Origin of the sequence: Modestobacter sp. VKM Ac-2983 (genome assembly GCF_026967885.1) — a bacterium.
In the GTDB taxonomy this organism is placed as follows: Bacteria; Actinomycetota; Actinomycetes; order Mycobacteriales; family Geodermatophilaceae; genus Modestobacter.
In genome coordinates, this window is record NZ_JAPVBK010000002.1 from 1 (window position 1) to 12657 (window position 12657).

The 12657-nt window shown below is 74.3% G+C and carries 10 protein-coding genes; 5 read left to right on the forward strand and 5 right to left on the reverse strand.

Features of this window, described 5'->3' with window-relative positions; genetic code table 11:
• Positions 1-55: 55 nt before the first annotated feature.
• The 3 genes from O2W18_RS06565 to O2W18_RS06575 all read right to left on the reverse strand — a co-directional run bounded on the left by O2W18_RS06565 (position 56) and on the right by O2W18_RS06575 (position 4005).
• Positions 56-1792, reverse strand: coding sequence for a DEAD/DEAH box helicase (locus O2W18_RS06565; RefSeq protein ID WP_269186741.1), 1737 nt, complete (start codon positions 1790-1792; stop codon positions 56-58).
• Between the two features lie 253 nt (positions 1793-2045).
• On the reverse strand, positions 2046-2387 hold the full coding sequence (locus tag O2W18_RS06570) for a hypothetical protein (protein WP_269186742.1): 342 nt from the start codon (positions 2385-2387) through the stop codon (positions 2046-2048).
• Between the two features lie 97 nt (positions 2388-2484).
• Positions 2485-4005: an aldehyde dehydrogenase family protein gene (locus O2W18_RS06575; RefSeq protein ID WP_269186743.1), complete on the reverse strand. Its 1521-nt coding sequence runs from the start codon at positions 4003-4005 to the stop codon at positions 2485-2487.
• A 282-nt stretch (positions 4006-4287) separates the two neighbouring features.
• Between O2W18_RS06575 and O2W18_RS06580 the strand changes: the two genes are divergently transcribed.
• Both O2W18_RS06580 and O2W18_RS06585 read left to right on the forward strand, forming a co-directional pair.
• Positions 4288-4557: a GlsB/YeaQ/YmgE family stress response membrane protein gene (locus O2W18_RS06580; RefSeq protein ID WP_269186744.1), complete on the forward strand. Its 270-nt coding sequence runs from the start codon at positions 4288-4290 to the stop codon at positions 4555-4557.
• Between the two features lie 107 nt (positions 4558-4664).
• Positions 4665-7613: a sacsin N-terminal ATP-binding-like domain-containing protein gene (locus O2W18_RS06585; protein WP_269186745.1), complete on the forward strand. Its 2949-nt coding sequence runs from the start codon at positions 4665-4667 to the stop codon at positions 7611-7613.
• Positions 7614-7686: 73 nt separating this feature from the next.
• Here the strand turns inward: O2W18_RS06585 and O2W18_RS06590 are convergent, their stop codons facing one another.
• A complete protein-coding gene (locus O2W18_RS06590; RefSeq protein WP_269186746.1) occupies positions 7687-8067 on the reverse strand; it encodes a hypothetical protein in 381 nt (126 codons plus the stop codon).
• A 241-nt stretch (positions 8068-8308) separates the two neighbouring features.
• On the reverse strand, positions 8309-8641 hold the full coding sequence (locus tag O2W18_RS06595) for a hypothetical protein (RefSeq protein WP_269186747.1): 333 nt from the start codon (positions 8639-8641) through the stop codon (positions 8309-8311).
• A gap of 123 nt (positions 8642-8764) precedes the next feature.
• Here O2W18_RS06595 and O2W18_RS06600 point away from each other — a divergent pair, with 123 nt between their 5' ends.
• From O2W18_RS06600 to O2W18_RS06610, 3 genes are all read left to right on the forward strand, one after another.
• Positions 8765-9886, forward strand: coding sequence for a 5-methyltetrahydropteroyltriglutamate--homocysteine S-methyltransferase (locus O2W18_RS06600; RefSeq protein ID WP_269186748.1), 1122 nt, complete (start codon positions 8765-8767; stop codon positions 9884-9886).
• Between the two features lie 192 nt (positions 9887-10078).
• Positions 10079-10426 carry an STAS domain-containing protein gene (locus tag O2W18_RS06605; protein ID WP_269186749.1) on the forward strand — a complete coding sequence of 116 codons (348 nt, stop codon included), beginning with the start codon at positions 10079-10081 and terminating at the stop codon, positions 10424-10426.
• Between the two features lie 516 nt (positions 10427-10942).
• Positions 10943-12529 carry a hypothetical protein gene (locus O2W18_RS06610; protein ID WP_269186750.1) on the forward strand — a complete coding sequence of 529 codons (1587 nt, stop codon included), beginning with the start codon at positions 10943-10945 and terminating at the stop codon, positions 12527-12529.
• Positions 12530-12657 lie beyond the last annotated feature (128 nt).

Here is a 12657-nt window from a genome sequence, read left to right on the forward strand (position 1 = left end):
GGGGCGGCCTCAGCAGTGCTGAGGCCGCCCCCAGCCCGGGGTGATCAGCTCGAGGTCAGCGGCCGGTGCGCCCGCGGCCGCGGCCGGCGCCGCTCGGGGCCTGACCGGCCCGGGCGGCGAGCTCGGCGCGGGTGCGCGCCGGGCCGGCCGACCGGGTCTGCCCGCCACGGCCACCGCCGGAGGACGACGCGGGGGCCGCACTGCCACCGGCACCGCCACCGGAGCGACGACGGCGACCGCCGTTGCCGCCCCCGCCGGTGCCCTGCGGCTGCGGGGCCGCCACCGGGGCCGGCTCGACGTACGGCGCGGCCGGGCCGGTCAGCGCGGTGATCTCCCGGGCGCCGGGCTTGATCGCCGACACGTCGGGGGTGATCCCGGCCTGCCGGGCCAGGGTGCGGACCTCGCCGGCCTGGTCGGGCGTGGCGATGGTGACCACGATGCCGCCGGCACCGGCCCGGGCGGTCCGGCCCGAGCGGTGCAGGTAGGCCTTGTGCTCGGCCGGCGGGTCGACGTGCACGACGATCGCGACGTCGTCCACGTGGATGCCGCGGGCGGCGATGTCGGTCGCGCAGAGCACCCGGGTGTCGCCGTTGCTGAAGGCCTCGAGGTTGCGCTCGCGGGCGTTCTGGCTGAGGTTGCCGTGCAGGTCCACGGCGGGGACGCCGGCGGCCGTGAGCTGCTTGGCGAGCTTCTTGGCCTGGTGCTTGGTGCGGGTGAACATCACCGTCCGGCCCAGCCCGGAGGCGAGCTCCTGGACGATCTGGCCCTTGTCGGCGGCGTCGACCCGGAACACGTGGTGGGTCATCGTCGAGACCGGCGCCACGGCCGGGTCGACCGAGTGCGTGGTGGGGCTGGACAGGTAGCGCTTGATCAGCACGTCGACGCCGTTGTCCAGGGTGGCGGAGAAGAGCAGCCGCTGACCGACCTTGGGGGTGCGGTCCAGCAGGCGCTTCACGCCGGGCAGGAAGCCCAGGTCGGCCATGTGGTCGGCCTCGTCGAGGATGGTGATCTCGACCGCGCCGAGGTCGGCGTGGCGCTGGTTGATCAGGTCCTCCAGCCGCCCCGGGCAGGCGATCAGCACGTCGACGCCGGCGGCGAGCGCCTGCACCTGCGGGTTCTGCCCGACACCACCGAAGACGACGGTGGTCTTCATGCCCAGCGCGCGGGCCAGCGGGTCGACGACGGCGGCGACCTGGTTGGCCAGCTCGCGGGTCGGCACCAGGATCAGCGAGCGCGGGCGCTTGGGCTGGCGCTTGCTGGTGGAGCCGGCCAGCCGGGCGACCAGCGGGATGCTGAAGGCCAGCGTCTTGCCCGAGCCGGTGCGCCCGCGGCCGAGCACGTCGCGGCCGGCCAGGGTGTCCGGCAGCGTGGCGACCTGGATCGGGAACGGCGCGGTGATGCCGCTGGCGGTGAGCACCTCGACCAGCGGTGCGGGCACCCCGAGCTCGGCGAAGGTGGTGTCGGTGGGCAGCACGGTGGCGACGTCGCCGGCCGGCACGACCGGGGCGACGGGCACGGCCTCGGCTGCCCGGGGCTCCCGGTCCTGCGAGCTGCGGGCGTCGGCGGGCTGGCCCTCCGGGCGGGGGCCGGCGCCGCGACCGCGGCCACCGCGACGGCGGCGATTGCCCTCGGAGCTGCCCTCGGCCGACGGTGCGGCGGGGCCATGGCTGGCGGGCGCCTGGCCGGCGGGTGCCTGCCCGGCGGGGGCCGAGGGGGCGGCGGACGGGCGGGTGGCGCGACGGCGCGGGCGGTCAGCGCTGTCGTTCTGGGCAGGGGGGAAGGCGTTGGTCATCGGTGAGTCCTCAACAGTCCGGTGGCCACCGTTCGTCCACCGGGCGCAGGGCACCATCGCTGGGCCGCTGAACGTCATCCGGGGCGGACGTCGGGTCGCCGGCGCGCCTCGGTGGCGCAGCCTCGCGCCGACGTCGAGTCCACCTGCTCTCGGATGAGCGGGGGGCGGCGCCGGTGCCCCTCACTCTGCCAGACGTGGCCGGTCACCGGGCGCATCCGGAGGAGGGACTGGTCACACCGGGTGCGCCGCTCCGTCACTGGCCGGTCGGGTCGGTGGAGGTCTCGGCCCGCTTGGCGGGGGAGGTGAGCACCGAGATGCCCCCCTTGGACTCGAGCACCGCCAGGTCCACGTCGAGCAGGCCGGCGCGGCGGAGCTTGTGCCGGTCCACCTCGCCGTCCCGGATCAGCACGTGCACCCGGGGGTCGATCGTGCGGTGGACCCCGGGGAGGAAGCGCAGCCGGCTGACGGCCGTGTGGACGACCGCCAGGGCGAGCAGGGCGACGGCGCCGGTCAGCCAGGGCGTCGTGGCGGAGGTGGCGGTGCGCCCGACGATGGCGCCGACCGCGACGGCCACCACGAAGTCGTAGGGGGTCATCTGGCCGACGGTGCGGCGTTCGCTGAACCGGAGGACCGCGAGCGCGGTGCGGGCGCAGACATGTCCGGCTGTGACCTGCTCGCCACAGCCGGCCTCCTCAGCGGTGGCGCCCGTGCACCAGCCGCATCACCCAGGCGAGCGCGTCGGCCGCGCCGGCCGGACGGCCGAAGCTCATCAGTTCCACCGGCAGCCCGACCCGTTGCCGGGTGATCGCCTTGGCCCGGGTGAACTCGCGCAGCCCGTCCTCGCCGTGGATCCGGCCGAAGCCGCTCTCGCCGACCCCGCCGAAGGGGAGCGCCGGCACCGAGGCGAAGGTGAGGACCGAGTTGATCGACGTCATCCCGCTTCGCATCCGGCGGGCCAGGTCCATCGCCGTGTCCGCGGACCCGCTGAACACCGAACCGCCCAGCCCCATCGTGGAGTCGTTGGCCCGCCGCAGGCCCTCCTCGGCGTCGGGCACCTCGGTGATGGTCAGGGTGGGGCCGAAGGTCTCCTCGCGGACGGCGGCGGAGCTCTCCGGCACGTCGAGCAGCACGGTGGGGGCGATGAACCCGCCGTCCACGGTCCCCCCGGTCACCGCACGCCCACCGGCGGCCGCCGCGTCGTCCAGGTGCCGGCGGACGACGTCGGCCTGGCTCGCCATGGTCATCGGGCCGTAGCTGGCGCCGTCGTCCGAGCCGGGGCGCAGCGTGGCCGTCCGCCGGGTGACCTCGGCGACGAACCGGTCGTGGACGGCGCTGGTGGCGTAGACCCGCTCGATCCCGATGCAGGTCTGCCCGGCGTTGCTCATCGCCCCCCACACCGCGGCGTCGGCGGCGGCGCTCACGTCGGCGTCGTCGTCGACGATCATCGCGTCCTTGCCGCCGCACTCCATGAGCACGGGCGTCAGCGTCTCGGCGCAGACGGCCATCACCTTCCGGCCGGTGGCGGCCGACCCGGTGAACGCCAGCTTGGCGACCCCGGCCCGGCAGAGCGCCGCACCGGTCTCGCCGGAGCCGGTCACCAGCTGGAGGACGTCGGCGACGTCGGGGACCGCCGCCCGCCAGGCTGCGACCAGCCACTCGCCGATCGCGGGGGTGAACTCGCTGGGCTTGAAGACGACGGCGTTGCCGGCGGCCAGCGCGTAGGCGATCGAGCCCATCGGGGTGAAGACCGGGTAGTTCCACGGTCCGATCACGCCGACGACGCCCAGCGGCTGGTACTCCAGGTACGCCGCGTGGTTGGCCGCGAGCGCCCCCGCCTTGACCCGGCGCTGGTCGAGGGTCTTCTCCGCGTGGCCGGCGGCCCAGGCCAGGTGGTCGACGGCGAGGGTGATCTCCAGGACCGCGTCGGCGCGCGGCTTGCCGTTCTCCCGGTGCACGAGGTCGGCGAGCTCGTGCACCCGTCGGGCGAGGTGACCGCGGTAGGCCGCCAGCCGGAGTCGCCGTTCGGCGAAGCCGAGCGCGGCCCAGGACGCGGCGGCGGGGCGCGCCCGGGCCACGGTCTCCCGGACGGCGTCGGCGTCGTGGACCGGGAACACCGCGACGACGGCGCCGGTGGCCGGGTCCGTCGACTCGAACGTGTCCGGGCTGCCGACGGACGCGTCCGAGACCTCGGGGACCTGCTCGCTGAGCGACATGTGACGCAGGTTACTGAGTCGGCGGGCCGATGCGCCGCAGCGCGTCAGAGCGTGGTGGGGCACGTCACGATGCGTGAGGTGGTTCGCCGGCGACGGAGGGAAACCGCTGGTAGAGCCATGATCGTGTACTGACCAATGGCCCACGATGGGCTCCATCGTCACTCAATGTGATGAACGTTGATCATCTCGGCGTTTGGGAACGATGCCAGCTGGGGACATGATCATCTGCTTCTGGAGACGCCAGGACGCACGACGGTCCGCCGTCGACACGAGGAGGCACACATGATCTGGAACATCATCGTACTGATCGTCATCGGCGCCATCGCCGGGTTCATCGCCCGCGCCGTCATCCCCGGCAAGCAGGACCTCAGCATCGGTCTGACGACCGTCCTCGGCATCGTCGGCTCGCTGGTCGGCAACCTGCTCGGCAGTCTCCTCACCGGCGACGGCTTCGAGATCGGCACCGCCGGCATCATCGGTTCGATCATCGGCGCGATCATCGTGCTCGGGATCTACGTCATGACCACGGGGCGCAAGAACATCTCCCGCTGACGGGAACTCGAACTCCCTGACAGACGTCGAGGGCCCGGCCGCACTGGCCGGGCCCTCGACGTCTGTCCGGGCACCTCCCCGATGTACTCCTCCGGCATGCTGCCCGGGTGCCCACCCCCGCCGAACTGCGCCGCCGGGTGCTGGCTGCCTGGACCGACTCCCCGGCCCGGTTCCGGGAGGACGCCAACGCCGAGGAGGACCTGGTCCGGGGCGGCTACCGCGACCGGCTCCTCGTCGAGCTGGCCCAGAACGCCGCCGACGCGGCGAGTCGGGCCCGGGCGCCGGGGCACCTCCGGCTCGACCTGACCGACGGGGTCCTGCGGGCCGCCAACACCGGGGCGCCCCTGGACGACGACGGCGTCCAGGCGCTGGCCACCCTGCGGGCGTCGGCCAAGCGGGACACCGGCGACAGCGTCGGCCGCTTCGGCGTCGGCTTCGCGGCCGTGCTCGCGGTGACCGACGAGCCGGCCGTCCTCTCCACCGGCCGCTCCGTGCGGTTCAGCGGTGCCGGCACCCGGGCGGCGGTGGCTGCCGTCCCCGCACTCGGGACCGAGTTGGCCCGTCGGGACGGCGTGGTCCCGGTGCTGCGGCTGCCGTTCGAGGTCGACGGCCGGCCCGCGGGCGGGTTCGCCACCGAGGTGGTGCTGCCCCTGCGACCGGACGCCGTCGAGGCGGTGCGGACCTCGTTGCAGTCACTGGAGGCAGAGGTGCTGCTGGCGTTGCCGGCGCTGAGCCGGGTCGACGTGGTGCTCGACGGTCGGGTGCGCAGCCTCACCCGCTCCGACGACGGCCCGCGGGTCCGGCTGGGCGACGACGGCAGGACGACGACCTGGCAGCTCTCGCAGCGCACCGGGGAGCTCCCGTCGGCGCTGTTCGCCGACCGCCCGGTCGAGGAACGGGAGCGCCGCCGGTACGCCGTCACCTGGGCCGTGCCGGTCGACGACGACGGGGCGCCGGTCCCGTTGGCCGGCCGTCAGGTGCTGCACGCGCCGACTCCCAGCGACGAGCCGCTGTCGCTGCCCGCCCGGCTGATCGCCCCCTTCCCGCTCGGCCCGGACCGGCGGCACGTCGCCCCCGGTCCGGTCACCGACGCGCTGGTCGAGGTGGCCGCCGCGGGCTACGTCGAGCTGCTCGCCGGGCTGCCCGCCGACCCGGCGCTGCTGCAGCTGGTGCCGGCCGTCGGGCTGGCGGCCGCCGAGCTGGACGCCGCGCTGTGCCGGGCGGTGCTCGGCCGGCTCACTGCGGCCGCCTGGCTGCCGGCCGCCGACCCGGAGGAGCCGCCGCTGCGCCCGGATCGCGCCGTGGTCCTGGACGACCCGACCGAGGAGCGCATCGCCGCCCTGGTCGGCGTGCTCCCCGGTCTGCTGCCGGCGGGCTGGTCCCGGCGCACCGACGCCCGGGTGCTGGCCGCACTCGGCGTGCGCCGCGCCGGGTGGGCCGAGGTGGTCGAGGCGGTGCGTGGGGTGCGGCGGCCAGGGGAGTGGTGGGCCCGGCTCTACGGCGCGCTGGACGGCGCCGACCGGGACGAGCTGGCCGCCCTGCCGGTGCCGCTGGCTGATGGGCGGACGGCGCAGACCCCGGCCGGCGTGCTGCTCGCCGACGAGTCGCTGCCCGCCGGGCGGCTGGCTCCGCTCGGGCTGCGGATCGCCGACCCGGCCGCGGCGGCCGGTCCGGCCCGGCGGGTGCTGGAACGGTTGGGGGCGCGGCCGGCGACCGCGGCGGCGGTGCTCGCCGACCCGGACGTCCGCGCGGCCGTGGAGAGCTCGCTGGAGCGGGCCGACGACGGGGAGGACGTCGAGCCGCTGGCCGTCGCCGTCCTCGCGCTCGTCGCTGCCGCCGCACCTGTCCCCGGCGAGTTCCCGTGGCTGGCGGAGCTGGCCCTGCCCGACGACGGCGGCGGGTGGGCGCCCGCCGGTGAGCTGGTGCGCCCCGGGTCACCGCTGGCCGACGTGCTCGCACCGGGGGCGCTCGGCGCGCTCGACCCGGGGTTCACCCGCGGCCAGGACGTCGACGCGCTGCGTGCGGTGGGCGTGCTGGACACCTTCGCGCTGGTGACGGCCGAGGACCCGGACGAGCTGGACGTGGACCGGGGCGAGGAATGGGTGGACGCCGTCCTGGACCGGCTGCCGGTCGATGCGCCGCCGCCGGAGTGGCCGACGCTGACCGTCGTGCGGGACCTCGAGCTGGTGCGGGACTGGGATCGAGCGCTGCCGCTCCTGGCGGCCCTGCCCCTGGCCGCCCGCGCGGACGTCGACCTCGGCGGCACCATGGTCCCGGGGTACCTGCGCTGGTGGCTGCGGACCTCGCCGCTCCTGGACGGGGCGCTGCCGGCCCGGCTGCGGGCACCCGGCGCCGTCCAGTTACAGGGACTGTACGAACCGGTCGGCGACCTCCCCGCCGCGGTGCTCGACCTGCTCGCCGTCCCGGCCACCGTGGCCGACGTGCTGGCTGACGTCGACGACGCGATCGACCTGCTCCGCCGACTCGGGGACCCCGCCCGCACGGTCTCCCCAGCTGTCCTCCGCACGGTGTACGCCCAGCTGGCCGCGGCGCTGGACGGCGTTGACGTCGACCCCCCGCGGCGGGTCCGGACGGCGCCGGACCAGGTCACCGCCGCGGCGGTCGTGCTGGATGCGCCGTGGTTACAGCCACTGGTCTCATCGGCCGTGGTGCCTGCCGGTGGTTTGCCGGTCGCGGTCGCCGACCTGCTGGACGTGCCGCTGGCCAGCGAGCAGGTCGGCGCCCGGGTCACCAGTCGCCCGGCCCGGACCGTGGGCTGGGCCGAGGTGCCCGGTGCCGGGTTGGCGGCCGCCCGGTTGGGGCTGGCCGAGCTCAGCGGGTCGGTCGCGGTCCACCCGACGCTGACCGTGACCGGCGGGGTCGAGGTGGCCTGGTGGCCCGGTGGCGACGTCGACGCCGTGGACGGGACGCCGGCCGCCTTCGGCCGGGCGCTGGCCTGGCGGTCCGGGGCCTGGCCGCTGCGCCAGGCGCTGGCCGAGGCGTTCGCCCATCCGCACCGCGCGGCCGAGCTCGCCGCCGAGGACGCCGTCGGCTGACGGACCTCGTCCTCCTCACCGCGAGCTCGTGGTGAGGAGGACAAGGCCTGGCGAGGTCGCGAGCGGTACTCGCTCAGTAGTAGCGCGGGATGGCCTGCGCGCCGGGTGCGTGCCCGTGCCGGCTGTCCGGGCGCGGACCGTGCCCGGGAGCCCGGCCCCCGGCACGCGGTGCCCGCTGGTGAGCCAGCCACGCCTCGTGCAGGGAGAGCCAGTGGGCAGCCGTGAGGTCGGCGGCCCGCGAGGTCGGGGACAGGCCCTCGGCGTGCAACCAGCGCACCCCGGCGGTGCCGGGCAGCAGCCCGCGCAGCACCGCGCCGAGCGCGGCCTGGCGGCCCGCGCCGGGGGCGGCGAGCACCGCGTGCGTCAGCCGGTCGAAGCCGTCGTGGGCGTCGTCGGGGAGTCGGCCGCGGGCTGCGCCGGCCGGACCGTCGAGGGCAGGGGTGGGTCGTGACACGGGGGCCTCCAGGAGGGCAGCGGGCAGCCCGCGACATCGGCGCGGGCACGCCGGAACGGGGGAGGAGCGGTCTCGGTCGGTCGTCGGACCGGCGGACGGCGGGGCTGCGCAGCAGCGCCCGCGGATCAGCTCAGGAGGTGTGCAGCCGCAGCCGCAGGAAGGTGTCGCCCATGTCGAGGAGGCTAGGGACGGCGGCCGGGGCCGTCCAGCGGTTTGTCGACTCAGGAGCCGGTTCGTCGGCTCAGGAGGTCGTGCGGTCGGTCTCGGCCCCGGTCGTCCGGTCCTGCGCGGCGCGCGCCTTGGCGGCCTGCCGCGCCTGGTGGGCGGCGTAGCGGGCGGCGTCCTTCTCCCGGCGGGGGGCGTTCTTCTCCCACTTGGCCTTGCGCCGCCGGGCGCGGACCACCTCGCGGGCCTCGAAGTCCGGGTGCTGGGACCAGGTGCTGGACAGCTGGACGACGACGACCGCGGCCGCGCCGAAGATCAGCACGACCGAGCCCAGGATCACGTCCGTGCCGAAGGCCAGCACGGTGAGGACGACCCAGGCGACTCCGGCGACGACGGTCCGCTTCGACATGCCGGCCAGTATCCGCCTGTCGGCTGGGCACCCGGCTGGGCACCCGGCGTGGCCTCGGCCACCCCGTGCGGCCCGGCTCCGTCCGGACAGGCCGCCGCGCGGCCGGTCGAGCATGCTGGGCAGATGCCCGACCGTTCCGGCCCACCGTTCCGCGCCGACCACGTCGGCAGCCTGCTGCGCCCCCCGGCGCTGCTCGACGCCCGAGCGCGGTTCGCCGCCGGGGACATCGACGCCGCCGAGCTGCGCGGGGTCGAGGACGAGGCGATCGCCGACGTCGTCCGGATGCAGGCCGACGTGGGCCTGTCGACGGCCACCGACGGGGAGTTCCGCCGCGCGTCCTGGCACATGGACTTCATCTACGCGATCAACGGCGTCACCAAGGTGGACCAGAACATCGAGGTGCACTTCAAGAACGCCGACGGCACGATCGACTTCACCCCGGCGGGCCTGCGCGTCGAGGGGCCGCTGTCGATCGACGAGCCGATCTTCGGCCCCGACCTGGCGTTCCTGCAGTCACAGGTGCAGCCCGGGCAGACGGCGAAGCTGACCATCCCCTCGCCCTCGATGGTCCACTACCGGGGCGGGGCCGCGGCGATCGACCCGGCCGTCTACCCGGACGAGGACACCTTCTGGGACGCCCTGTCGGCCGCCTACCGCCAGCAGGTGCAGGCGGTCGCGGCCCAGGGGTGCACCTACCTCCAGCTCGACGACACCAGCCTCGCCTACCTGAACGACCCGGCACAGCGGGCGGAGCTGGCGGGGCAGGGGCGCGACGCGGAGCACCAGCACGAGCGGTACATCCGGCAGATCAACGCAGCCCTCGCCGGCCGGCCCGACGGGCTGACCGTGACCACCCACATGTGCCGCGGCAACTTCCGGTCCTCCTGGGTCGCCGAGGGTGGGTACGACTTCGTCGCCGAGGCGCTGTTCGGCGGGCTGGAGGTCGACGGTTTCTTCCTCGAGTACGACGACGCACGCTCCGGCGGCTTCGAGCCGCTGCGGTTCGTGCCGCCGGGCAAGCGCGTCGTCCTGGGGTTGGTCACCAGCAAGCGGCCGGAGCTGGAGGACAAGGACCACCTCAAGCGCCGGATCGAGGAGGCCGCGCGGCACGTGCCGCTGGATCAGCTGGCCCTCTCGCCGCAGTGCGGCTTCTCCTCGACCGTGGAGGGCAACGCCCTGACCCGCGACGAGCAGATCGCCAAGCTGGCCCTGGTGGTGCAGACCGCGCAGGAGGTCTGGGGCTGACACGCCGAGCTCGTGGGATCGCTCCCTCGGCGTGGCGTGCGCCGCCACGCCGAGAGCCCCTTGTGCCCAACCGACCTCTTCCCTAGCGTCAGCGTTGCGGTTCAACCACCAGCCGCGACCGAGTGAGCCCTGCTCGGCGCACGAGGCCGGTGGTCGTTGCCATCGGTCACGGAAGCTATGCCGGAGGTCCGCATGACCGCACTCAACGTCGACATCGACCCCACCCGCATCGACGTGCGCGCCGCCACCTCGTCGGCCGGCTGCACCGTCTCCGTGAGCGGCGAGGTCGACTCCGCCACCGCCCCCGGGCTGCGCGGCTGCCTGCTCGAGGTCGTCCAGCGCCCGGACACCACGACCGTGGAGGTCGACCTGCGCGGGGTCACCTTCCTCGACTCGGCCGGGCTCTCTGCCCTGGCGACCGCGCACCGGGCAGCAGTGGCCGCCGGCCGCGAGCTGCGCGTGCGCTGCGGCACCACGCGCGCCGTCGTCCGGCCGCTGAAGATCACCGGCCTGTGGGACGTCTTCACCGTCGTCGACTGATCCAGAGGTCACGCTCCCGGTGACCGAGTACACCTGGCGCGGTCCACCCACCGATGCCGACGTCAACGTACGGGAGCGGCACAGCGTCAGCTGGGTGGCCGCCAGCCCCTCGCCTGATCGCCGAGGTGCTCCTGCCGGTGCTCGGGTCGGGGTCACGTCCGGATCGACCACGACGAGCCGGTTCTGCTTGCCCACGCACGCGGCGGAAACGTGGCGCTCTGGCTGCTGGGCTGGACGAGCGTGGCGCTCGACGAGCCAGCAGCCGATGGCAGGTGTGAGTGAGGGTCGGCTGGTGATCACCAGCCGGACGTTCCAGGCGGGCGAGCCGAACAGCACGAGAACGCACGTCGAACTCTGGTCGAGTTCCCCCCGGTGGCGCCTGCCAGGGGACCGGACCGCCGGTCGGTGACCTGTTCGCCGAGGCGAACGGGTCGTACAGTCCCCGCGACCTGACCGTCAGCGGCATGAGCTGATCGGATGTGCACCCCGAAGGTGCACCACCTGAGGAGATCGCAGATGGATCGACGCTCACGCCGGCGGATCGTCGCCGCAGGCTTGGCCACGCTCGTCACCGCAGCGGTGGTGGGCGCATCCAGCGCCAGCGCCGCCCCGTCTCCTTCTGGGCCCGTTCCCGTCCAGGACGGAACCCGGGAGTTCGCCTCGGGCACCGGGGACATCGCCGAGGACTCGTCGATGTCGGTCGACACCAGCCCGTCCGGTGTGTCCGTCCGCTACGACACGGCCACCGATCGCGGCAGGATCAGTTGGGACACACCCCGCGAGGGCAGTGTCGTCCTGACACGCGCGGACTCCACCGGGCGGAGCGACAGCACCACCCAGCCGGCGAGCCTGGGCACCTACCTCTTCGCTGCGCACGCGAGCACCGCAACCTGGGTGGACTACACCGTGGCGGGCAGCGGAACGGCCGTGACGGTGCGGGTCGACACCTCCACCGGTCAGGTCATCGGCGGTACCGAGCCGGCGATCGTCACCGGCGTGACGGTCAGCTACGACACCGCCACTGATCGAGGACGAGTCGGCTGGACGACGCCGCGCGAGGGCAGCGTCGTTCTCAGCCGGACCGACTCCACGGGCCGCACGGCCAGCACGACCCAGTCGGCGAGCCTCGGGAGCTACCTGTTCGCCGCCCACGCCAGCAACGCCACGTGGGTCGAGTACACGCTCGCCGCGTCAGGCGAGGCCGTGACCGTGCGGGTCGACCCGGCGACCGGGAAGGTCGTCGGTGGGACCACCACGCCGCCCCCCGCAGCGAGTGAGATCAGTTGGGAGCCCGCAGCCGGATGGGAGACCCACCCGGTCCGGTCCGTCCCTGCCACCCCCGGGCAGCAGACACTGCTGAAGGGGACCGGAGACGTCGTCCTCGATCTCCCGGACACGGTCACCGGGCCGATCATCATCGACGGCTACCGCCACGTGACCATCATCGGTGGGTCGATCCGCGCGCTTCCCGTGTCCCAGATCAACGGCATCGACCAGCGGTTGGTCTACGTCCGCAACGTCACCGGGACCGTCCACATCGAGGGCGTGCTGCTGGACGGCGGTGTGGCAGGGGCTGAGACCGACGGCATCACCGCGAACGGTGCCAGGACCATCCTCCAGGTACAGAACGTCCGGGTGGTCGGCCTGGACGGGCTCCAGTCCACCAACCACGCCGACGCGATCCAGACCTGGCTCGGATTGAAGGAGCTGCGGGTCGATGAGTTCACCGCCGAGTCCGACTACCAGGGCATCAAGTTCGCGTTGACCAACACGCACGTGATGGACAAGGTCACGATCCGGGACACGAACCTGACGGCGACCGGCACGGGCGCCCGGTACCTGTACTGGATGGACCCGGACGACCTGTTCCCGATCGAGCTGGTCAACGTGTGGGTCGACCCGTACGGGACCCAGACGCTGGGCAAGACGGTGTGGCCCGGGAACACCAACCTCACCAACGCCGCCGTGATCAGCGGCGGCACGGCCTGCTGGCCGACGATGGAGAAGGTCGCCGGTTGCATCTCGGAGGGTCAGCCCCCCGCTGGCGACTTCGTGCCCGCTGGTCTCGCCGGTGCGGGGTACGTCTCGCCCGGCTACAACTGAGCACGTGTCGGTGGTGGGGCGACGAGCTGGGAGCACGTGGGGCTCGTGCTGACGACGTCGTCGCGTCGTTCCCGGAGGACGTCAGCGATGACGTCGGGTCGGCGGAGGTCGTCGGGCTGTCGCCAGCC

Excerpts from the sequence above, each read along its gene's own strand:
- O2W18_RS06565 (WP_269186741.1), bottom strand. The coding sequence starts at position 1,792 with ATGACCAACGCCTTCCCCCCTGCCCAGAACGACAGCGCTGACCGCCCG.
- O2W18_RS06570 (WP_269186742.1), bottom strand. The coding sequence starts at position 2,387 with ATGACCCCCTACGACTTCGTGGTGGCCGTCGCGGTCGGCGCCATCGTC.
- O2W18_RS06575 (WP_269186743.1), bottom strand. The coding sequence starts at position 4,005 with ATGTCGCTCAGCGAGCAGGTCCCCGAGGTCTCGGACGCGTCCGTCGGC.
- O2W18_RS06580 (WP_269186744.1), top strand. The coding sequence starts at position 4,288 with ATGATCTGGAACATCATCGTACTGATCGTCATCGGCGCCATCGCCGGG.
- O2W18_RS06595 (WP_269186747.1), bottom strand. The coding sequence starts at position 8,641 with ATGTCGAAGCGGACCGTCGTCGCCGGAGTCGCCTGGGTCGTCCTCACC.
- O2W18_RS06600 (WP_269186748.1), top strand. The coding sequence starts at position 8,765 with ATGCCCGACCGTTCCGGCCCACCGTTCCGCGCCGACCACGTCGGCAGC.
- O2W18_RS06605 (WP_269186749.1), top strand. The coding sequence starts at position 10,079 with ATGACCGCACTCAACGTCGACATCGACCCCACCCGCATCGACGTGCGC.
- O2W18_RS06610 (WP_269186750.1), top strand. The coding sequence starts at position 10,943 with ATGGATCGACGCTCACGCCGGCGGATCGTCGCCGCAGGCTTGGCCACG.